This is a genomic window from Billgrantia hypersalina (assembly GCF_052584175.1).
This window is the reverse complement of record NZ_JBMIQI010000011.1, coordinates 506,143-527,474: the sequence shown is the minus strand read 5'-3', so window position 1 is coordinate 527,474 and position 21,332 is coordinate 506,143. Positions and strand designations below refer to the sequence as shown.

Here is a 21,332-nt window from a genome sequence, read left to right as displayed (position 1 = left end):
GTTGGACAGCGTCGGCCGGGCGCGATTCAACCGGCCTGGCGTTCGCGTGCGATGGCGCGATAGGCGATATCGTTGCGGAACTGTCGCCCGTCCCAGTGAATCGCCGCCACGCCCCGGTACGCCAGATCGCGCGCCTGAGACACGCCCTGACCCAGCGCGGTGACGCACAGCACCCGGCCGCCGACGGTGACGATACGCCCCTGCTCATCCTCGGCGGTGCCGGCATGGAACACCTTGCAGCCGGTGGCCTCGGCAGCTTCCAGCCCCTCGATCACGTCGCCCTTGCGATAACTGCCCGGGTAGCCGCCAGCGGCAAGCACCACGCCTACCGCGGCATGCGGATCCCACTCACAGGTATGGCCGGCCAGCTCGCCTTGCGCCCCCGCCAGGCACAGCTCGGCCAGGTCGGATTGCAGGCGCAACATGATCGGCTGGGTCTCGGGGTCGCCGAAGCGGCAGTTGTATTCGATGACCTTGGGATTGCCCTCGGCATCGATCATCAGGCCGGCATAGAGGAAGCCGGTATAGGGGAGACCTTCCGCCGCCATGCCGTGCACTGTCGGCATGATTACGCGCTCCATGATGCGCTCGTGCACGCTCTCGGTGACGACCGGTGCCGGCGAGTAGGCACCCATGCCGCCGGTATTGGGGCCGGCATCGCCATCCAGCGCCCGCTTGTGGTCCTGGCTGGTGGCCATGGGCAGCACCGTGGTGCCGTCGACCATGACGATGAAACTGGCCTCCTCGCCTTCGAGGAACTCCTCGATCACCACTCGGGCCCCGGCATCGCCGAAGGCATTGGCTTCGAGCATGTCGCGTACCGCGGCCTCGGCCTCGGCCAGGGTCATCGCCACGATCACGCCCTTGCCCGCTGCCAGGCCGTCGGCCTTGATCACGATGGGCGCTCCCTGCTCGGCGAGATAGGCCAGTGCCGGCCCGATCTCGGTGAAGGTGCGGTAGGCTGCCGTGGGAATGGCGTGACGTGCCAGGAAGTCCTTGGTAAACGACTTCGACCCCTCGAGCTGGGCGGCGCCCTGGGTGGGGCCGAAGATGGCCAGGCCCGCTTCGCGGAAGCGATCGACCACGCCATCCACCAACGGCGCCTCGGGCCCGACGATGGTCAGCGTAACGTGTTCGTCGCGCGCGAACGCCTCCAGACGCTCCAGGTCGGTCGCCTCGATAGCCACATTGGTCAGCCCCGACTCATGGGCCGTACCGGCATTCCCGGGCGCCACGAACACCCGTTCGACGCGGGGCGACTGACTAACTTTCCAGGCCAGGGCATGTTCGCGGCCACCGCCGCCGATGATCAAAACCTTCATCCGCTTGCTTTTCCTGTTGCTTGCTGCGCAGACCCGCTAGTGAACGGGCCTGGTATCCGGCTGGGAGGACGTCGCGGCATTATGGCAGAAAGCTGCCCGTCACGCCGCCCCGCTGCGAATGCGTTGGGCGGGTCTCACTTTTCTTCGTCGTCGTTCTTGTCTTTCTTCGGCTCCGGCTTACCGGGCTGCGCCTGGCCAATGGCTTGCTGCCAGAAGCGCATGTTCTCCTCGGCCATCTCGCGCATCAGTTCCATGGGCGAGTGACGCATGGCCTGTTGCCATTGGTCCTGCATGCGCTTCTGCTGTTCCAGCATCAGCTGCGTTCCCTGCTCGAGGTAGCGCGCCAGCGGCAGCGGCTGGGCCATGTCGTAGACACGGATGAATTGCGCCAGCAGGTCGTTGGAGAAGACCTCGGCCTCGCCATCGGCCTGCTCCTGTTCAATGATGATCGACAGCAGGATGGTGCGGGTCAGGTCTTCTCCGCTCTTGGCATCCTCGACTCGGAACGGCTCTTCGTCGAGAACCAGACGCCGCAGATCTTCGAGCGTCACGTAGCGGCTCTGTTGCGTATCATAGAGCCTGCGGTTGGCATACTTGCGAATTACGCGCACGATGGCACTCCTTGTTGTAAGGCAAACTGCCTTTGGCTGCTATTGTGCACCGCGCCACCTCCCTTGCAAATCGAAGCGACCAACGAGGCACAATGAACCTTATCCTGCTAACCCCCGAGGAGATGCGGCACGATCGTCTGGCGTGCCTGCGCGATCCACGCCGCCTGCGTCACCTCAAGGAGGTTCATCGCGCACGCGTCGGCGACAGCCTGACCCTGGGCCTGGTGGGCGGCGGCATCGGCCGCGGCGAACTCACACTGCTGACCGACGACGAAGCCCGCTTCACTCTCGAGGGCCTCGATGCAGCCCCGCCGCCGCCGCTGCCGGTGCATCTCGTCCTCGCCCTGCCCCGCCCACGGATGCTGGCGCGAAGCCTCGAACATGCCACCGCACTCGGTGTGAAGCAAATTACCCTGCTACATACCCGACGCGTCGAGAAGAGCTACTGGCAGTCTCCGGAACTTGCCCCAGCAAAGATTCACGAACATCTGGTGTTGGGACTCGAGCAGGCACGAGATACGGTGCTGCCCGAGGTGAACCTGGCCAAGGGCTTTCGCCCCTTTATCGAGGAGCGCCTGCCACGCCTGCTCGAAGGCCGGCGCGGACTGCTGGCCCACCCCGGCATGGCCCAGCCTTGCCCCACCGGCCTGACCGAATCCAGCGTACTGCTCATCGGGCCGGAGGGGGGCTTCATCCCCTTCGAGGTGGAACGCCTCCTTGCGGCCGGTTGCGAGGGCATCCACCTGGGCCCTCGCATCCTGCGGGTGGAAACGGCGGTTGTCGCGCTGCTCGCCAGGCTGCGCTAGCGCCAGCGTGACACTCGCTAATCGTCCACTTGATCGGAAGCATCGTCCTCGTCGGGATCATATTCCACCAGCGGCGCGTCTTCGCCGCAATTCGGGGCGTTGAGGAACGTTTCGCGCACATCCAACAAGCCCAGATGCCCGATGGTACGCCGCCCCAGCAGCAGGGGGTAGTTCATGTCGCCGCGATCACGAAGGCTGAACTGCTCTTCATAGATCGTATCGTCCATGCAGATCTTCATCAGCACCACGGGGCGACGATCGACGCCGCCGGCGCCACGCAGCTTGATGCTGCGGTGGAGCGGCAACTCCAGCCATTCGGAAAAGGTTTCGCCGTTCGCCTCGTCTTCCAGCTTGAGGCGGAAGCGCACCCACTCCTCACCCTCCTTGTCGAAACGTTCAACGTCGCGCGCATCGAGCGATGACGTCAGCGCGCCGCTGTCCAGCTTGGCCTTCACCTCGACGCCCCAAGGCTCGAGGGTGCTCTTTTCGACCCAGCCGAAGATCGGCTTCTCATCGTCGGCCAGCGCCGTCGACGAACCCGCCATACACAACGCTCCCATCAGCGCCAACATGCGCCGACGGGGCCGACTAGCCTGGCGGGCATTCCCCGCTCCCTTCGTGGGCATGGACGAATCTCCTTTCATCAACGACCCTTCTTGGATCCTGCTTCGGCACGCCGGACCGGCGGCCTGACACAGGCGTTACATTTACTACACTATCAATGACACCAAGGACGAGGAGGGCAATGCGATGACACAGCCACGCATCACAAGGATGACTCTTGCCACTTCAGCCGGCCTGCTTATCGCGGGCATTGCCATCGGTGCCCAGGCTCAGTTCGACCCCCAGGGGCTCTACTCCGGCCGCGCCATCTTCGATGCCGAGGTGCATTTCGAAGCAGCGCCGCATGCAGAGGCCAGCGAGGTCGTCGACATGCTGCTCGGCGACGACCAGAAAGTCCATGCCATCGTGGTCCGCACCAACGATGCCATCGGCCAGGACGGCGACACCCTGGTGATAACGAACGACCACTACCGCCTGGTCAACCATGAAGAAGAGGGCGACACCGCCCACGACATCATTGTCGAAGCCGAGGCAGAAGCGCTCGAGGCCATGCCACGCTATGACAAAGAGTGGTGGGGCATGGCACGGCAGCGTGCCCGTGAAGCCTGGCATACCGCCGGGGAAGGCGCCGAAAGCGCCTGGCACCAGACGCGCGAGGGGCTCGATCGCATTGGTGATGGCGCCGAATCCGCCTGGGAGCGTGCCCAGGAAGGCGCAGAGCGGGCCGGCAGAAATATCAGCGAAACGCTCGACGACTGGACGAGCGATAGCAACAACTGATCCTTCGGCGACCGCGGTGACCAGGCCGTCAGGCCTGGCCACTCTCAGCGCTGCAGCCGTTCCAGCAGGCTCACGGTGGCAAAGCCGTCCGGCGTGACGCCGATGCTACGCTGGAACTCCCGCAGCCCGGCACGGGTATTGGGCCCCATGACGCCATCCGGCGTTCCCACATCGTAGCCACGCTCGTTCAGCGCCTGCTGCAATTCACGTACCTGACGGCGAGAAAGCGGCTGTTCGTCACGTGGCCATTCGGCTCGGATCCCCTCGCGCCCGGCAATCCTATCGGCCAGCGTCGCTACTGCCAGGGCATAGCTGGTGGCGTTGTTGTAGCGCAGGATGGCGCGGTAATTGGGCCCTACCAGAAAGGCCGGCCCCCGAGCCCCGGCGGGCGCGATCACGGAGGCCTGCGCGAAATCGGGCAGGCTGCCGCCACCGATGCGGCCTACGCCCTGGGCGGCCCACTCGCTGCTTGAGCGGCGCGTGGAGAGTTCCGTCTGGGCATAGTCGAAATCTTGCGGCAGACGCACTTCCATGCCCCAGGGCTGACCGGGCTGCCAGCCGGCACGCGCCAGGTAGTTGGCGGTCGAGGCCATGACATCCGGAATGCTGTGCCAGATGTCACGCCGACCGTCACCGTCGCCATCGACGGCAAAGGACACGAAGCTGGAAGGGATGAACTGGGTATGGCCCATGGCGCCGGCCCAGGAACCGATCATGCGCTCCGGTGCGATGTCGCCGGCCTCGATGATGCGCAGCGCAGCCAGCAGTTCGCCGCGTGCGAAGTCTTGCCGACGGCCATCGAAGGCCAGGGTGGCGAGCGCCTCGAGAGTAGAAAAGTCGCCGAAATTGCCGCCGTAGTTGCTCTCGATTCCCCAGATCGCGACGATGATCTCCCCCGGCACTTCGTAGCGCTGCTCTACGCGCCGCGCTGTATCGCGGTGCTCGTCGAGCTTGGCACGCCCCTGGCTGACGCGGGCCTGGGACACGGCCCCGTCCAGATACTGCCAAATGGGGCGAACGAACTCGGGCTGGGAGCGGTCGAGCTCGAGGACGCGCGGCCGGTATCGCACATCCTTCAGAGCACGATCCAGTGTTGCTTCATTGATCCCCTCTTCCCGGGCCAGGCGGCGAAAGTCGCGCAGCCAGGCCTGAAAGTCTTCCGGTGCGGCTCGCTCGACCTCACCGCCATCAGCGTCGGGAGCGGCCGCCGCCCCGCCCTCCTCGCTGGAGGCTCTCTCCTCGGGCTGTGGCTCACCCGCCACGACATCCTGCACGGGACCGGTCTGGCAGCCTGACAGGAGAAAGAGGAGAAGTGCGGCGGGTAGATACGAGCGAGTCATGGCGGCAGTATTCCTTTACGTCGACGGCCACCGATGATGGCGCAGAAGCGGTCGTCAGGCCAGCCCTGCGAGGGGGCGGAATCGTCGCTTTGTGTAACCGAGCCTACCTGGCAGCCCGCCTATCACTTGGGGTCGTTGTCGCGAGGCTTGTGCACGGCATTGGAGTCCGTTTCCAGGCCGCTCTTGAGCTCGTGGGTCAACGGGTCGTAGTTGGGCCGCAGTTCATCCTTTACCGTTCCGCTCCACAGCTTGGAGCCGACGAAGTAGCCGGCGCGACCGATAACATGGGCCGCCACCGGCGCCGTCATCAAGACGAAGACGATGATGGCAAAGGCGCGCGCCACCACGGCAACTTCGGCGAAATGCAGCGCCACCGCCAGCATGATGAGGATGACCCCAAGCGCCGCCGCTTTCGTGGTGGCGTGCATGCGGGTCAGCAGGTCGGGCAGGCGCAGGATGCCCAGCGCCGCCAGCAGCATGAAGATGGCCCCGGTGAGGATCAAGAATCCCTTGATGGCTTCAATCATCGCGCGGCCCCCCGCGTTCGAGGAAACGGGCGAAACCGATGGCGGCCAGGAAGCCCATCAGGGCGATGACGATGGCGGCATCGAGAAAGCTCGACACGTCGGTGCGAATGGCATAGACCCCCACCAGGCCCACCACGATGCTGGCGAACAGCTCCAGCGCGACGACCCGGTCCGGAAGACTGGGACCTCGCACGACCCGGACGAAGGCAAGGACCAGGCCCAGGCTCATCAGTACCTGGCTGATCAGGATCACGACGTCCATAACGGCTTCTCCGGCGTCGGTGTCAACGGAACAGTTCCAGGGCGCGACATTCCATTTCCTTGAGGTTGCGGCGCAGCTCCCCTTCATCGTCGAGGAACATGGCATGGATATAGAGCACCTTGCGGTCGTCGGAAACGTCCAGGCTCAGGGTGCCGGGGGTCAGCGAGATCAGATTGGCCACCATGGTGATCTCGAGCTCCGTGCGCGCGGCAAGGGGCAAGGCGATGACCCCCGGCTTCATGTGCCATGGCGGCGTCAGGATATCGAACCCGACCCGCAGGTTGGCCTGAACCAGCTCCTTGATGAAGAAGCCGAGGAAGCGCAGAATCCGCGGCACCCGCGCCGGATAGCCGGCCAGGGCGTCGACCTGGGGCTCGATCAATACCAGGGTGATGTAACCGAATACCAGCCCGACCACCAGGTTGAGCCCCGAAAAGTCGCCGGACAGGACGACCCAGGCCAGGGCCAGCAGCAGGTTCCATATCGCACCGGTCATGGCCGCGTCTCCTCGTTGGCGGCATCGATCAAGGTATCTTCGACGCCAGCCGCCTGCCCCAGTACCGCCTCGATGTAGCCTTGCGGATTCATGAGCTGGTCGCCTATCCGGTTCATCATCGCCATCAGCGGCTCGGCGAAAATCCCGATCAGCAGCGCAAACAGGGCCAGCACCGTCACCGGAAGATACATCAGCCACAGGCTTGCCGGCACCATGCGGCTGTCGTCGCCTACCACCACCTCTTCGGCGGGCACCAGGTTATCCTCCGGCAGGGTCTTCCAGAACACCTCGTTCCAGATCTTGACCATGGAATAGAGCGTCATCAGCCCCACCAGCAGAGCGACCGCCGTGACGGTATACGCCTCCGCCTCGATACCCGCACGCACGATGACGAATTTGGCGAAGAAACCCGACAGCGGCGGTACTCCAGCCAGCGAAAAGGCGGAGAGGAAGAAGGCCACCGCCAGCCACGGCTTTTCGCGATACAGCCCTCCCATCTTCTTGAGATCGTAGGTGCCCTGGAGGCGTCGGGTGATGCCGCTGATCAAAAACAGGTTGGTCTTGACCACGATGTTGTGCATCACGGCGAAGATGCCCCCGGCAATCGCCAATGGCGTATACAGCGCCAGCCCCAGGATCATGTAACCGATCTGGCTGACGATATGGAACGACAGGATACGGCGGAACTCGAACTGAGCCGCCGCACCGAGCACGCCGGTGACCATGGTCAGCGCAGCACCCCATAGCAGCAGGTCCTGGGTATAGCCCAGCGTCTGGTCGAATAGCAGGGTGAAAACGCGAAACAGCGCATAGACGCCCACCTTGGTCAGCAGCCCGGCGAACAGCGCCGACACCGCTACCGGCGGCGTGTGGTACGAGGCCGGCAGCCAGAAGAACAACGGGAATGCCGCCGACTTGATACCGAAGGCGACCATGAACATCACCGCCAGCACCTCGACCATGCCCTCGTGCTCGGCCACCGCCAGACGCTGGGCGGCGTCGGCCATGTTAAGGGTGCCGACCATGCCATACAGCAGCCCCACCGCCGTGAGGAAGATCACCGAAGCCAGCAGGTTGAGGGTGACGTACTTGATCGCCCCCTCCATCTGCGCCTTCTCGCCGCCGAGGATCAGCAACGCGAAGGAGGCCACCAGCATGACCTCGAACCAGACGTAGAGGTTGAAGATGTCCCCGGTAAGAAAGGCACCAGCCACCCCGGCCAACAACAGGTGCATCAGGGGGTAGTAGCCGAAGCGCTCATGCCCCGGACCGGTGGAGGCCAGCGAATAGATGGCCAGAGCCAGGCCAATGATGCCGGTGAGCACCACCATCAACGCACTGAGCACGTCCGCCACCAGGGTAATGCCATAGGGCGCCGGCCATCCGCCCATCTGGATGACCACATACCCCTCGCGGCTCACCACGACCAGCAACCAGATGGCCAGGCCGAGCAGGGCGAGGTTACCGGCCACGGCGGTGAAACGCTGCATGGGACGCGACCGCCAGAACAACAGCGAAACGGCCCCCGAAAGCAATGGCAGAAGAACGGGAAGAGCGACCTCGGGCCTCACGTATCGGTTTCCTTCATCTTGTCCAGGTCATCGGCCTTGACGATCTCGTAGGCCCGCCGGATCAGCACCACGGCGAACGCCAGCACGCCGAAAGCGATCACGATGGCGGTGAGCACCACGGCCTGGGGCAAGGGATCTGCCACCGGGCCCAGCGGCGCGGTCAGCCCCTCGGGAATCAGCGGCGGCGCCCCGCGGGTCATGCCGGCCGAGGTGAAGATGAGCAGGTTAGCGGCGTTGGAGAGCAGCATCAGCCCGATCACCAACTTGACGATAGAACGGCGCAGCATGAGAAAGACGGCGGCCGCATAGAGCAGCCCTATGGCCACGGCCATCACCGGTTCCATGGCAATCCTCCCTCAGGTAACGACGATTGGGCACCGCCGGCGCCCCCGTGCTCAAGGCTCATCCTTGTCCACCTCCATCAGCGTCATGACCATGGCAAGCACCGATCCCAGCACCGCGATATAGACGCCGATATCGAAGATCAGGGGCGTCGACGCGTAGAAATCGACGCCGGGAATGGGCCACCACTGGGCGGTGAGAAACGGCTGGTCGACGAACCAGGCAGGGAACACCGAGATCATACCCAGCAGCAGACCCACGCCGATCAGGTCGCGGGGATCCACCATGCGCAGCACCTCGCGGGTGGCGCTGACACCGAAGGCGAACAGGTAAAGGGTAAAGGCCCCCGCCGCTACCAGCCCAGCGATGAAGCCACCGCCGGGTTCGTCGTGGCCGCGCAGCAGCAGGAAGACGGAAAACAGCAGTTGCAGCGGCATCAGGATGCGTGCCGCCGTATGCAGGATGAGGGTCCCCGACTTAACCATTGCCGGACTCCTTCTCGGCTACCGAAGGCTTGTCCGGCTTCGCCGTCGCCCTCAGCTTGAGCATGGCGACCACGCCGATGGCCGCCAGGGCCAGGACGAAGATCTCGCCCAGCGTATCCAGCGCGCGATAGTCGACCAGGATCACGTTGACGATATTGCGGCCATGGGCCAGCGGAGCGCTGTTCTCGATCATGTAGTCCGAGATCGGCACGAACTGGTCGATCCCCCAGGCGGTGAGGATCAGCAGCGTGACCAGTATGCCCAAGCTGCCCGCCACCAGGGCGTCACGTACCCGCTCGAGAGGCGTCGAGAGGGTGGCGAAGCGCGGCAGCCGGAACAACACCAGCACCAGCAGGATGACCGTCAGGGTTTCCACCAGCAACTGCGTGATGCCAAGGTCGGGAGCGCTGAACAGAATGAACGTCAGGGCGATGGAGAAGCCCATGATACCCACCGATACCACGGCGCTGAGCCGTGAGCGCGAGATGGCGGCGAACAGGGCGCCCATTACCATCAGCGTGGTCACCAGCACCTCATGGAAGCGCACGTCGAGTTCGAAGGCGATCTCGAGCGAGTGCCGCACCAGCAGCGAGTTGCCGACCAGCGCGATCAGTACCAGCACCATCACCAGAATGTAGTTGCGCATATAGCCATTCTGCAGGATGCGCGTCTGCCAGTCGGACACCACCGTGATGCCATGCATGAGCGCCTCGTAGCCGGCCTCGGGGCCGCGAGCCATGATCGGGTCGAGCCGTGCCAGGTGGGCGCGCAGGCGATCCCAGCGCTTGAACAGCAGGTAGCCCAGCACCAGGGTCACGAGCGACATGACCAGTGGGATGTTGATACCGTGCCACAGCGACAGATAGACGGTCACCGGTTCGCCCATGACCGCTGAAGCCGCTGCCGTCAGCACGCCCATGCCGGCCAGCACCGGCACCACGCCGAGCAGCAGCGAGAGCGCTGCCAGGCAGGCTGGCCCCAGCAGCATCGATACCGGGGCTTCGTGGGGCACGTGAGGCGTCGGCCGCCGTTCGCCGAAGAACGGGCGCAGGGCGACGATGGCCGCCACGGCGATGGTGAGAAATGCCGAGACGAAGGCGAGCAAGAGGACCAGCCAGCCGTAGACCTCCGCCTCGAGCGCCGCCTCGAACATCATCTCCTTGGCGATGAAGCCGAACAGTGGCGGCGCCCCGGCCAGCGACAAAGCCGCCACCACGGCAATAGTCGCGGTCACCGGCATCAGCGAGCGCAGGCCACCCAGGGCGGTGACGTCCTTGGTCCCGGTTTCGTGGTCCAGGATGCCAGCCACCATGAACAGCGCCCCCTTGTAGAGGGAGTGCGCCAGCAGGAAGGTGACGAAGGTGATCAGTGCCCCCTCGGTGCCGATGCCGAGCAGCATGGTCAAGGTACCGAGCGCCATGATCGTGGAATAGGCCAGCAGCTTCTTGATGTTGGTCTGACGGATCGCCAGGAAGGCGCCGGTGAACATCGTTACCGCTCCTACCACGGAGAGGATGGCGACCCAGGCATCACTGCCGCCCAGGCTCGGCTGCAGGCGCGCCATGAGGTAGATGCCGGCCTTGACCATGGTGGCCGAATGCAGGTAGGCCGATACCGGCGTGGGCGCCGCCATGGCGTTGGGCAACCAGAAGTGGAACGGGAACTGGGCCGACTTGGTAAACGCCGCCAGCAGCAGGCATAGCAGCATCGGCAGGTAGAGTTCGTGCTCACGCAGGTCGACCCCAGCGGCGGTGATCTCCGCCAGCGACCAGCTGCCGCTGACATTGCCCAGCATCGCCAGGCCTGCCATCAGGGCCAGACCGCCACCGAAGGTCACGAACAGGCCCTGGCGTGCCGATTTCCGAGCCTCGACGTCAGCATGACTGAAGCCGATCAGCAGGTAGGAGGTGATGCTGGTCAATTCCCAGAACACGAACAGGGTCAAAAGGCCGTCGGCCAGTACCAGCCCCAGCATCGACACCATGAAGGCGAGAATGACGACGTGGAAACGCGCCAGGTCGCGATGCCCCTTGAGGTAGCCGCCCGCATAGATCAGCACGAAGCTGCCGATGACCGTGATCAACAGTGCGAACAGCAGCGCCAGGCCATCGATGAAAAAGGAAAGGCTCATGCCCAGCGAAGGTACCCAGTCGAGCTGGAGGTAGAGGACCTCACCCTGCATGATGTGAGGCACCTGGCTCAGGAACCAGAGTGCCAGCAGGGCGGGAAATGCGGCCAGGACGAAGCTGGTGCGTGAGCCGAACCATTGATGCAACAAGGGGACAAAAGCGGCCAGCACGAACCCTGAAAGCACGGCAAATTGCATCATGCAGTTCCCTTCCGTCAGTTCATTCACCGGGCATGGATCCCCTTGCCTCGGCTGCGTCGAATTGCTGGCAAGCCAGCCTTGTCAATGCCCCTCCGCCTGCACTTTGCACCGATCATGAACCAGGTCAAGAAACGGTCATTAGGCCGAAAAAATACGCCCAAAGGATGAGCGTCAGCCGCCGCCCCAAGCTGTCTATTGCAGCGCAAAACGATTAAAATTTGCGCCGTGGCTGGCTACGGCGGGCATTGTTTTTACGGCGAAACGGCTTGCTAGTATAGCGATTTGACTCCGTTTTTTCATTCCCTCCGGTAGCCTGGGCCGCCGAATATCGAGCATGACGAACAGCTTGTGTGGTACTCGGCACGCACCACGTGAACGCGCATTATGCAAGCTCCGAGCCGCTGCCAGAATGGACGAACCACCATGTCGTTACTGTGGATTCCCCTTCTCACCACCGTCGGCGTCGCCGTTCCGGCAATGACCTCTCGTCTGGGGCGCAGCATTTGCGTCGCCGCCACGCTGATCGCTCCCCTTCTCGCCCTCGCCCTCTTACTGCTGCATGCCCCCTCCGTCATTGCTGGCGAGGTGATCAGCCTGCGGCTGAGCTGGATGCCACTGCTCGGCCTCGATCTGGCCTTGCGCATCGATGGCCTGACGCTGCTGTTCGCGCTGCTGATCCTGGGGATCGGCAGCCTGATCCTGTACTACGCCGGCCATTACCTGTCGGCCGAAGAGGACGACGGCCGCTTCCTCGCCTACATGATGCTGTTCATGACGGCCATGCTCGGCATTGCCATGGCGGACAACCTTATCCTGCTGTGGCTGTTCTGGGAACTCACCAGTATCGCGTCGTTCCTCCTGATCGGCTTCTGGGGCCACCGCAGCGATGCCCGACGCGGCGCGCGCACAGCACTGATGGTCACAGGCGCCGGTGGGCTCGCCCTGCTGGCCGGCGTCATATTGATCGGCCAGGCAGCCGGCAGCTTCGCCATGGCCGACGTGCTGACGGCAGGCGACCGCATCCGCGCCTCCGAGCACTATCCGCTGATCGTGCTGCTGGTGCTGCTGGGCGCCTTCACCAAGTCGGCCCAGTTCCCGTTCCACTTCTGGCTGCCTCACGCCATGGCGGCCCCCACGCCGGTCTCCGCCTTCCTCCACTCGGCCACCATGGTCAAGGCGGGCGTGCTGTTGATGGCGCGGCTGAACCCGGCACTGGGAGACACCGCCCTGTGGAGCCTCAGCCTGTCGCTGGTGGGGCTGGCGACAATGCTGTATGCGGCCTGGTTCGCCCTGCTAGAGCGCGACCTCAAGGGCATCCTCGCCTTCTCCACCGTCAGCCACCTCGGTCTCATCACGCTACTGCTCGGCCTCGGCAGTCCGCTGGCCATCGTCGCAGCCGTCTTCCACATTCTCAACCACGCCACCTTCAAGGCTGCGCTGTTCATGATGGTGGGCATCATCGACCACGAAACCGGCACCCGCGATATCGACCGCCTCGGCGCGCTGTGGTCGATGATGCCGCTGACCGGCACCATGACCGTACTGGCCGGTTCCGCCATGGCCGGTTTCCCGCCGTTCAACGGTTTCCTGTCCAAGGAGATGCTATTCGAGCAGAGCCTGCTCAACAATTTGCTCGGCGCGCTGAGCATCGTCATCCCGCTGCTGGTGGTGATTGCCGCCATGCTTTCGGTGGCCTATTCCCTGCGCCTGATCTGGAGCCTGTTCTTCGCCGCTCCCAAGCTGACCCGCGAACAAAAGGCCCAGCCACCGCTGCGGGCGCACGACCCCACACGCGGCATGCTCGCTCCCGGCCTGTTCCTGGCCGCCATGAGCCTGGTCGTGGGCCTGTTTCCGATGACCTTGGCCGCCCCCCTGCTCAATGCCGCGAGTCTCGCGGTACAGGGAGAGACGACACCGGTCTTCAAACTGGCCCTGTGGCATGGCTTCAACTTGCCGCTACTGATGAGCGCCGTTGCCGTTGCCGGTGGCATCCTGGTCCTGCGTCAGCACCGCCGTTTCGCCAAGCTCGCGGCGCTGTTCCCCGAGCGCAACGCCGGCTTGATCTTCGAGGCGGCGATCCAGCGCCTGATCAAGGCCTCTCTGTGGCTCACGTTGCGGCTGGAGAACGGCTCGCTGCAGCGCTACCAGGCGCTGCTGATCCTGAGCGCGCTGGTCATGGCCGCCCTCGGCCTGACCCGGCTGGATAACCTGATCGGCGAGCGCGGCATGCAGCCGCTCGACGGCATGCTGTTCCTCGGCGCCGGGCTGATGATCTTCGGCGCCATCGGCAGCGCCCTGAGTCACCGCTGGCGCCTGGTATCGCTGTTGATGCTCTCGGTAGTCGGACTCTCGGTATCGCTGACCTTCGTGCGCTTCTCCGCTCCCGACCTGGCCCTGACCCAGCTATCGGTGGAAGTCGCCTCGATGATTCTGATGATCCTGGCGCTATTCTTCCTGCCTCAGCGTCCGCCGCTGATGGTCTCGGGCCGACGCATCCTGCGCGACCTGTTCCTGGCCGCCTCGCTGGGGCTAGTGGTGGGCATGCTCAACTTCGCGCTGCTGACCCGCGAGACGCTGTCCATCGCCGATTACTTCCTGAGCGAGAGCGTACCCGGCGGAGGGGGCACCAACGTGGTCAATGTCATTCTCGTCGATTTCCGTGGTTTCGATACCTTCGGCGAGATCACCGTGCTCGCCCTGGCCGGACTTGCCACCTTCAAACTGCTCAACCGCCTGCGCCTGTTCATGCCGGCCGGCAACGTCGAGGGCATTCGCTGGTCGCGCCATCGCCACCCCCTGATCCTGGCGGTTGTGGCGCAGATCCTGCTGCCGCTGGCACTGCTCGTATCGGTCTATATCTTCCTGCGTGGCCATAATCAGCCGGGCGGTGGCTTCATCGCCGGCCTGATCACTGCCACCGCCCTGCTGCTTCAGTACATGGCCCGCGGTTATGACTGGACCCGCGCACGGCTGCGGCTCTCCTATCCGGTGGTCGCCGTATCGGGGCTGGCGATCGCCCTGGCTACCGGGCTCGGCAGCTGGCTGTTCGGCTACCCCTTCCTGACCTCGGCCTTCGATCACTTCCATCTGCCCCTGATCGGCGAGTTCGAGCTTGCCACGGCGATGCTGTTCGATGTCGGCGTCTATCTGACCGTGGTCGGTGCCACGCTGATGATCCTGGTCAACCTGGGCCGTGTCACCACCATGAACCGCCCGACACTGGAGGAACATTGATGGAAGCCCTGTTCTCGCTCGTCGTCGGGGTGCTCACCGCCAGTGGAATCTACCTGCTGCTGCGCGGCCGCACCTTCCCGGTCATCATCGGACTCGCGCTGCTCGGCTATGCCGTGAACCTGTTCCTGTTCTCTGCCGGCGGGCTGCATACCGATGCTGCCGCAGTCATCGGGGAGTCATTCGCCCCGGCCGACCCCCTGCCCCAGGCCCTGGTTCTCACGGCCATCGTGATCGGTTTCGCCATGACGGCCTTTGTCGTGATCCTGGCGATTCGCGCCCGTGGCGATCTCGGCTCCGACCATGTGGACGGTCAGCAGGGCGAGGATGGAGACATGCCGCAATGAGCCAGCACTTGATCTCCCTGCCTATCCTGCTGCCCATGCTGGGTGCCCTGGTGCTGCTGCTCTCGGGCAAGGCCAGTGATCGTACCCAGCGCCAGCTCAGCGTCGGCTTCACCGCCCTGCTGCTGATCGTTTGCCTGCTGCTGCTGCGCCAGGCCGCCAGCGGCGAGCTCATCTTCTATTCACTGGGTAACTGGCAGGCCCCCTACGGCATCGTGCTGATGCTCGACCGGCTCTCGGCGCTGATGCTGAGCCTCAACGCCGTACTGGCCGTGGGCTGCCTGCTCTTCGCCTGCGCCGGAGAGGATATGCGCGGCAGCAATTTCCACGGCATCTTCCAACTGCAGCTGATGGGCCTGAACGGTGCCTTTCTCACCGGCGACATCTTCAACCTGTTCGTGTTCTTCGAAATCCTGCTGCTGGCCTCCTATGCCCTGCTGATGCACGGCGGCAACAAGGCGCGAGTCGGTGCCGGCCTGCACTATGTGATTCTCAACGTGGCCGGCTCCGCGTTGTTCCTGATTGCACTGGGCGTGCTCTACGGCGCCACCGGCACGCTCAACAAGGCCGACATGGCCCAGCGCGTGGCCGAGATGTCGGGCGATGAGGCGGCCTTGGTCACGGCCGGGGGACTGCTACTGATCGTGGTCTTCAGCCTCAAGGCGGCCCTCTTGCCGCTCTACTTCTGGCTGCCACGCACCTACTCGGCGGCGCCCGCGCCGGTCGCGGCATTATTTGCCATCATGACCAAGGTCGGCCTCTATGCCATCCTGCGGGTGCAGTCGCTGATCTTCATCGACACGCCTGCCGCCTCCGCCATTGCCGGCTGGCTATGGTGGTCGGGGCTCGCCACTATCGTGCTGGCGGCCATCGGGGTGGTAGCGGCCCGCGACCTACGACCGCTGATCGCCTACCTGGTGCTGGTCTCGGTCGGCACCCTGCTGGCCGCCGCGGCGCTCGGCACGCCCGCCGCCATGACCGCGCTGCTCTATTACCTGCCCCATACCACCCTCATCTGCGGGGCGCTGTTCCTGATTGCCGAACTGATCGGCCAGCAGCGCGGCAAGGCTGGCACCCGACTGGTACGCGCACGACGCCTGCACCAACGCCAACTGCTCGGCATCCTGTTCCTGGTCGCCGCGGTGGGTGTGGTCGGGCTGCCACCACTGGCGGGCTCGCTGGCCAAGCTGCTGCTGCTGCAAGCGGTCGAGGGCAACGCCAGGCTGTGGCTATGGCCACTGCTGCTGCTGGCAGGGCTGTGCGCCCTCATCGCCATGTCCCGTGCCGGCTCGGTGTTCTTCTGGGCCAGTTACAAGGGCGAGGTCGCCGCCGGCAAGGTCAGCCGGGCCCAGCTCGCCGGCGTCGCCTGGCTGTTGGCCACCGCCCCGGCGCTGGTTGCCCTAGGGGGGCCCATCAGTCATTACGCCCAAGCCACGGCCGAGCAACTGGCCAGCCCCCAGGCGATCATTCACCAGCTGCTGGGCGATGAGCCGGAACGCGAACTCGTCCAGCTTCACCCGCTGATAGTTGACCAGCACCCGGGAGAGACACCATGAGAGCCTTGGGACGCTACCTGCCCACCCCCACGCTGTCGCTGGTGCTGTTGGCCGTGTGGCTGTTGATGGCGCGCAGCCTCGCTCCTGGCCAGGTGCTATTGGGCGTGCTGCTGGCAGTGACCATACCGTTGCTCACGCAGAGCTTCTGGGAGCCGCTGCCCCGGGTCAGACATCCGCTCAAGCTGGCCTGGTTCGTCCTGGTGGTGATGTGGGATATCGTCAAGGCCAACGTGCACGTCAGCCTGCTGATCCTGCTGCCACGGCGCGAGCCGCACCCCGGCTTCGTCGAGTATCCTCTCGAAGTGAAGGACCGCCTGGCCATTACCTTGTTGGCCAACACCATCACCATGACGCCCGGCACCGTGTCGACCAACCTCCGCCTCGACGGCTCCACGCTGCTGATCCATGTGCTGGACATGGATGACGAGCATGCCCTGATCCGCGAGATCCGCGATCGCTACGAGCGGCCGCTGAAGGAGATCTTCGAATGCTAGACACCGCCCTGTTGATCAGCCTGGGGCTGATCGTGCTGGCCATGGCCATGAACATCTACCGGCTCGCCATCGGCCCCGACGTCCCCGACCGCCTGCTGGCCCTCGATACGCTCTACGTGAATTCAATCGCCCTGATCGTCCTGCTGGGGCTTTGGCTCAACACCAAGACCTACTTCGAGGCGGCGATACTAATCGCGATGCTCGGCTTCGTCGGCACCATGGCCATCTGCCGCTACTTGCTGCGCGGCGACATCATCGAATAGGAGAGCGCGACATGACCTTCTACGTGATCGCCGAGGGCGTGATCTCCTTTCTGCTGGTGGCCGGCGGCGTATTCGCCTTTACCGGCTCGCTCGGCATGCTGCAGTTCAAGGATTTCTTCATGCGCCTGCACAGCCCTACCAAGGGCACCACGCTGGGCATCGGCTGCATTCTGATCGCCTCGATGCTCTACTTCACCATTACCCAGCGCGAGCTGCACGTGCAGGAGCTCTTGATCACCCTGTTCCTGTTCATCACCGCACCGGTCACCGGCCACATGCTGGCCAAGACCGGACTGCACATGCACCTGCGCTTCACCACCGGTACCCGCGGCTCGGTGCCCGAATTTCGTGACGAGGACGTGGGTCAGAGCCGTGTGGCAAGGCCCGCCCGCGCCAGGCATCCCTGGAAGTATCGCAAGAAGAAGCGGTCCCGCCAGCTCCGCTGAGACGACGGCGCTGGAGACAGCCCCCCGGACGGCGCACCTGCCGTCCGGCCGGCATGGTTCAGCTCAGCCAGCCGCCCAGTTCGTTCTCGGCGATGGCCAGCAGTGCGTCGATATGGTCGTCGCGATCGTTGAGGCAGGGAATGTAGGTGAATCGCTCCCCTCCGGCGGCAAGGAAACTATCGCGAATCTCCTCGTTGATTTCCTCGAGGGTTTCCACGCAGTCGGAGGCGAATGCCGGCGAGACCACCGCGATATGCTTCCTGCCCTGGCGCGCCAGCGCTGCCACGTGATCCACGGTCTGCGGGCCGACCCACTCCTCGGGACCGAACTGCGACTGGAAAGCAGTCTGGATCGCGCTTTCCTCCCAGCCCAACCGCTCGCGCAGCAGCCGGGTGGTCTTCTGGCACTGGCAGTGGTAGGGGTCGCCCTCGTGCAGGAAGCGCTTGGGCACGCCGTGGTACGAGGCGACCAGCACCTCGGGCGGCGTCTCGGCGGCGGCATACGCCTCGCGAACCGAACTGGCCAGCGCCTCGAGATAGGCCGGATGGTCGAAGTAGGCCGGCACGGTGCGTAGCGCCGGTTGCCATTTGAGCTTCATCAGGGTGCGGAAGGCCTGATCGTTGGCCGTGGCCGTGGTCGGCGAGGCGTACTGCGGATAGAGCGGGAAGAACAGAATGCGCTCGCAGCCCTCGGCCTGCATCCGGCGCAGCACGCTATCCGTGGAGGGGTTGCCGTAGCGCATGCAGAAATCCACTTGCACCCGCTCGCCATGGCGCGCCCTGAGCGCCTCGGCCAGCTTGCGGGTCTGCTCGCGAGTGATGGTCAGCAGCGGACTTTCGTTTCTTTCGGTATTCCAGATGCTGCGGTAGGCTTCCCCCGACTTGAACGGCCGCCGGGAGAGGATGACCAGTTGCAGCAACGGCTGCCACTTCCAGCTCGCATAATCCACGACGCGCTTGTCGGAGAGGAACTCGCTGAGGTAGCGACGCATCGACCAGTAGTCGGTGCCGTCCGGCGTCCCCAGGTTGGCCAGCACGACGCCGATCTTTGACCGGGGGATAGCGGGGTGTTCCGCCGGAGCCTGGGCGGGACGTTGACGCTCCGGCGAGCCCAATTCCACTTGCGATGCGGCCATGCCCTGCGCTCCTCATGATGAAGGATAAGGAGCGATTATTGTATCAGGCGCAAGCCCCGCAAGGGCATCGAGTTATACTATGAATACGATTTGTATAACTTGAATCAAGGAAGTGGTCCGGTCAAAAAACCAGCGGCATGCGTGACGTCAGCGGATCGTGATAATGCGCCTCGCGACCGACCACCTCGTCCTGCGGCACGTGCTGGACCAGGAAAGCACGATGAATCCCGGCACGCTGCAGCTCGAGATACACGTCCTCGAGGGAGCGGAAGACGGTGGGCTTGCCACGACGTGTCAGCAAGTGACGCGCCCCTTCCACGTCTTCCAGCTCCACCTGGTAGCAGTGGCTGCCGGAATGGGTGATGACCCGCACCTCGAAGTTGTCGTGACGGGTAACGAAATGCTTGAGCTCTTCGAATTCCATGGTTCCCTCCATGTCTTGGTGTCGTCCCGTTGGCCTATGCAGGATATGCGTCGGGCACAGCATGACTGTGCCCGATATCATTTACATGACAGTAACGTATTTTTCCTATGACAGCGCCTGCGCCGCGTGGTTCCAGCAATCCCCTGTACGCTACCGAATGTTATTGGTATTCCGAAGGGTCGATGGCCTTGGCCAGGGAATTGCGATCGACCCACTTGCCCGCCTTGGTTTCCTTGTAACGGAACACCACGCGGTCCCCCACTGCCACGGTCAGCTCGGCATCCTCGGTCTGGTAGCTATAGGCTTCGCCGTCAACGACAATGTGGAAGCGATAGAGATCCGGCATGCCCAGCCACTCCTTGAACGGTCCCTCGCGCTCGATCGACTGGAGCTCGCCGCGCGCTTCCAGCTTGGGGGTGCGCTGACGCTTGCCGCGCCGAAATCCGCCTGCCATGGTCTCTCCTCGAAAAACGACTGTCGGGGGCTCGGCATTATACGGGGCCGCACGCGAGGCTCAAGCGCCCGCCGGCATCATTCCCCGAACGCCTCACCGTAGCTGTCGGGCGCCAGATCCTCGAAGCGGGTGTACCGGCCGATGAAGGCCATGTGCACGGTGCCGATGGGACCGTTACGCTGCTTGCCGATGATGAGTTCGGCCAGCCCCTGGTTATCGGGATTATCCGGATTGTAGACCTCATCACGATAGACGAAAGCGATCACGTCGGCATCCTGCTCGATGGCGCCCGACTCGCGCAAGTCCGACATCACCGGGCGTTTATTGGGACGCTGCTCCAGCGAGCGGTTGAGCTGGGAGAGCGCCACCACCGGACAGCCGAACTCCTTGGCCATGCCTTTCAACGAGCGTGAGATCTCGGAGATTTCGCCGGTGCGGTTCTCCGAGAAGCCGGGGATCTGCATCAGCTGAAGGTAGTCGATCATCACCAGTGCCAGGTTGCCGTGCTCGCGCACCACGCGGCGGATGCGCGAACGCATCTCGTTGGGCGACAGTGCCGCAGTGTCGTCGATGAACAGCTGCTTGTCCTTGAGCAGGTTCACCGCCGAGGTCAGCCGCGGCCAGTCCTCGTCCTCGAGCTGGCCGGTACGCACCCGGGTCTGGTCGATGCGTCCCAGTGACGAGAGCATACGCAGCATCAGCGACTCGGCGGGCATCTCCATGGAGAACACCATCACCGGTCGGTCGCTGGCGATGACCGCATGCTCGACCAGGTTCATGGCGAAGGTGGTCTTGCCCATCGACGGGCGGCCGGCAATGATCACCAGGTCCGAGGGTTGCAGGCCCGACGTCATTTCGTCGAGATCGCGAAAGCCGGTCGAGAGCCCGGTCATCTCGCCCTTCATGTTGAACAGCTCGTCGATGCGGTCGACCGCCTTGGCCAGCAACTCGCTCATGCCGATGGGCCCACCCGTCTTGGGGCGTTCCTCGCTGATCTGGAACACCAGGCGCTCGGCTTCGTCGAGCAGCTCGTCGGCCGGGCGCCCCTGAGGGCTGAAGGCCCCGTCGGCGATCTGGCTGGCGGCACGAATCAGCTTGCGCAGGGTGGCCCGCTCACGAACGATGTCGGCATAGGCGCGTATGTTGCTGGCCGAGGGGGTGTTGCGCGCCAGCTCGGCCAGGTAGGCCAGGCCGCCCACGGTATCGAGCTGGTCGCGCCCTTCCAGCGCCTCGGACATGGTCACCACATCGAGCGGCTTGCCCGCCTCGGCAAGGCCGCTCATGGCGTTGAAGATGAGCCGGTGCTCGTAACGGTAGAAGTCGTCGGCCACCAGTCGGTCGGCCACGTTGTCCCAGGCCTGGTTGTCGAGCATCAGGCCGCCCAGCACCGACTGCTCGGCCTCGAGCGAGTGCGGCGGCACCTTGAGTGCAGCGGTTTCCTGATCGAGCTCGAGCGTGTCGTTCATGATACGGCAACCTTCCTGATGACGGGCCGTGCCATTCTACCCGATGCCAGGGTCCCGCCCTACTCTCCAAAACAGGGAAGACGC

Annotated in this window: 23 protein-coding genes; 8 read left to right on the top strand and 15 right to left on the bottom strand. The window is 64.2% G+C overall.

What is annotated here, in order from left to right:
- Positions 1–26: 26 nt before the first annotated feature.
- Positions 27–1,322, bottom strand: coding sequence for a phosphoribosylamine--glycine ligase (gene purD / locus ACOJCM_RS09590; RefSeq protein ID WP_445211826.1), 1,296 nt, complete (start codon positions 1,320–1,322; stop codon positions 27–29).
- Positions 1,323–1,456: 134 nt separating this feature from the next.
- Positions 1,457–1,933: a polyhydroxyalkanoate synthesis repressor PhaR gene (gene phaR, locus ACOJCM_RS09585; protein WP_445211825.1), complete on the bottom strand. Its 477-nt coding sequence runs from the start codon at positions 1,931–1,933 to the stop codon at positions 1,457–1,459.
- A gap of 92 nt (positions 1,934–2,025) precedes the next feature.
- On the opposite strand from phaR, the gene ACOJCM_RS09580 reads away from it, so the two are divergent.
- Entirely contained in the window at positions 2,026–2,739 is a 714-nt protein-coding gene (locus ACOJCM_RS09580; protein ID WP_445211824.1) for a 16S rRNA (uracil(1498)-N(3))-methyltransferase, read from the top strand.
- 17 nt (positions 2,740–2,756) lie between these two features.
- On the opposite strand, the gene rloA3 is transcribed toward ACOJCM_RS09580, so the two are convergent.
- Positions 2,757–3,311 carry a retropepsin-like aspartic peptidase RloA3 gene (gene rloA3, locus ACOJCM_RS09575; RefSeq protein ID WP_445211823.1) on the bottom strand — a complete coding sequence of 185 codons (555 nt, stop codon included), beginning with the start codon at positions 3,309–3,311 and terminating at the stop codon, positions 2,757–2,759.
- A gap of 178 nt (positions 3,312–3,489) precedes the next feature.
- Here rloA3 and ACOJCM_RS09570 point away from each other — a divergent pair, with 178 nt between their 5' ends.
- Positions 3,490–4,083, top strand: coding sequence for a PRC-barrel domain containing protein (locus ACOJCM_RS09570; RefSeq protein WP_445211822.1), 594 nt, complete (start codon positions 3,490–3,492; stop codon positions 4,081–4,083).
- A 44-nt stretch (positions 4,084–4,127) separates the two neighbouring features.
- Here the strand turns inward: ACOJCM_RS09570 and ACOJCM_RS09565 are convergent, their stop codons facing one another.
- The 8 genes from ACOJCM_RS09565 to ACOJCM_RS09530 all read right to left on the bottom strand — a co-directional run bounded on the left by ACOJCM_RS09565 (position 4,128) and on the right by ACOJCM_RS09530 (position 11,432).
- Positions 4,128–5,423 carry a lytic murein transglycosylase gene (locus ACOJCM_RS09565; protein ID WP_445211821.1) on the bottom strand — a complete coding sequence of 432 codons (1,296 nt, stop codon included), beginning with the start codon at positions 5,421–5,423 and terminating at the stop codon, positions 4,128–4,130.
- Positions 5,424–5,545: 122 nt separating this feature from the next.
- Positions 5,546–5,950: a monovalent cation/H(+) antiporter subunit G gene (mnhG, locus tag ACOJCM_RS09560; RefSeq protein WP_445211820.1), complete on the bottom strand. Its 405-nt coding sequence runs from the start codon at positions 5,948–5,950 to the stop codon at positions 5,546–5,548.
- A complete protein-coding gene (locus ACOJCM_RS09555; RefSeq protein WP_445211819.1) occupies positions 5,943–6,212 on the bottom strand; it encodes a monovalent cation/H+ antiporter complex subunit F in 270 nt (89 codons plus the stop codon). The genes mnhG and ACOJCM_RS09555 overlap by 8 nt, the downstream gene beginning before the upstream one ends.
- A 22-nt stretch (positions 6,213–6,234) precedes the next feature.
- The gene (locus ACOJCM_RS09550) at positions 6,235–6,708 is read right to left on the bottom strand and encodes a Na+/H+ antiporter subunit E (protein ID WP_445211818.1); all 474 of its coding nucleotides are present in this window, start codon (positions 6,706–6,708) and stop codon (positions 6,235–6,237) included.
- Positions 6,705–8,279: a Na+/H+ antiporter subunit D gene (locus ACOJCM_RS09545; protein WP_445211817.1), complete on the bottom strand. Its 1,575-nt coding sequence runs from the start codon at positions 8,277–8,279 to the stop codon at positions 6,705–6,707. Before ACOJCM_RS09545 ends, ACOJCM_RS09550 begins: the two co-directional genes overlap by 4 nt.
- Complete coding sequence (locus tag ACOJCM_RS09540; protein ID WP_445211816.1) at positions 8,276–8,623, bottom strand: Na+/H+ antiporter subunit C; 348 nt, start codon at positions 8,621–8,623, stop codon at positions 8,276–8,278. Before ACOJCM_RS09540 ends, ACOJCM_RS09545 begins: the two co-directional genes overlap by 4 nt.
- 51 nt (positions 8,624–8,674) lie before the next feature.
- Positions 8,675–9,106, bottom strand: coding sequence for a Na+/H+ antiporter subunit B (locus ACOJCM_RS09535; RefSeq protein WP_445211815.1), 432 nt, complete (start codon positions 9,104–9,106; stop codon positions 8,675–8,677).
- Positions 9,099–11,432: a putative monovalent cation/H+ antiporter subunit A gene (locus tag ACOJCM_RS09530; protein WP_445212072.1), complete on the bottom strand. Its 2,334-nt coding sequence runs from the start codon at positions 11,430–11,432 to the stop codon at positions 9,099–9,101. The genes ACOJCM_RS09535 and ACOJCM_RS09530 overlap by 8 nt, the downstream gene beginning before the upstream one ends.
- Positions 11,433–11,858: 426 nt before the next feature.
- Here ACOJCM_RS09530 and ACOJCM_RS09525 point away from each other — a divergent pair, with 426 nt between their 5' ends.
- From ACOJCM_RS09525 to ACOJCM_RS09500, 6 genes are read left to right on the top strand one after another with little or no spacing between them, the layout of a single operon-like run.
- The gene (locus tag ACOJCM_RS09525) at positions 11,859–14,669 is read left to right on the top strand and encodes a monovalent cation/H+ antiporter subunit A (protein ID WP_445211814.1); all 2,811 of its coding nucleotides are present in this window, start codon (positions 11,859–11,861) and stop codon (positions 14,667–14,669) included.
- Entirely contained in the window at positions 14,669–15,013 is a 345-nt protein-coding gene (locus tag ACOJCM_RS09520; RefSeq protein ID WP_445211813.1) for a Na+/H+ antiporter subunit C, read from the top strand. Before ACOJCM_RS09525 ends, ACOJCM_RS09520 begins: the two co-directional genes overlap by 1 nt.
- Entirely contained in the window at positions 15,010–16,566 is a 1,557-nt protein-coding gene (locus tag ACOJCM_RS09515; protein WP_445211812.1) for a monovalent cation/H+ antiporter subunit D, read from the top strand. Before ACOJCM_RS09520 ends, ACOJCM_RS09515 begins: the two co-directional genes overlap by 4 nt.
- Positions 16,563–17,060 (top strand): Na+/H+ antiporter subunit E, encoded by a 498-nt coding sequence (locus ACOJCM_RS09510; RefSeq protein ID WP_445211811.1) that lies wholly within the window; start codon positions 16,563–16,565, stop codon positions 17,058–17,060. The genes ACOJCM_RS09515 and ACOJCM_RS09510 overlap by 4 nt, the downstream gene beginning before the upstream one ends.
- On the top strand, positions 17,054–17,323 hold the full coding sequence (locus ACOJCM_RS09505; RefSeq protein ID WP_445211810.1) for a K+/H+ antiporter subunit F: 270 nt from the start codon (positions 17,054–17,056) through the stop codon (positions 17,321–17,323). The genes ACOJCM_RS09510 and ACOJCM_RS09505 overlap by 7 nt, the downstream gene beginning before the upstream one ends.
- A gap of 11 nt (positions 17,324–17,334) precedes the next feature.
- A complete protein-coding gene (locus tag ACOJCM_RS09500) occupies positions 17,335–17,769 on the top strand; it encodes a Na+/H+ antiporter subunit G (protein ID WP_445211809.1) in 435 nt (144 codons plus the stop codon).
- 58 nt (positions 17,770–17,827) lie between these two features.
- Here ACOJCM_RS09500 and hemH read toward each other — a convergent pair whose 3' ends face one another.
- The 4 genes from hemH to dnaB form a co-directional block, all read right to left on the bottom strand.
- Entirely contained in the window at positions 17,828–18,904 is a 1,077-nt protein-coding gene (gene hemH, locus ACOJCM_RS09495; RefSeq protein ID WP_445211808.1) for a ferrochelatase, read from the bottom strand.
- Between the two features lie 121 nt (positions 18,905–19,025).
- Positions 19,026–19,328, bottom strand: coding sequence for a DUF6482 family protein (locus tag ACOJCM_RS09490; protein ID WP_445211807.1), 303 nt, complete (start codon positions 19,326–19,328; stop codon positions 19,026–19,028).
- Between the two features lie 160 nt (positions 19,329–19,488).
- Positions 19,489–19,782 carry a hypothetical protein gene (locus ACOJCM_RS09485; protein WP_445211806.1) on the bottom strand — a complete coding sequence of 98 codons (294 nt, stop codon included), beginning with the start codon at positions 19,780–19,782 and terminating at the stop codon, positions 19,489–19,491.
- 77 nt (positions 19,783–19,859) lie between these two features.
- A complete protein-coding gene (gene dnaB / locus ACOJCM_RS09480) occupies positions 19,860–21,248 on the bottom strand; it encodes a replicative DNA helicase (RefSeq protein ID WP_445211805.1) in 1,389 nt (462 codons plus the stop codon).
- Between the last annotated feature and the right edge of the window lie 84 nt (positions 21,249–21,332).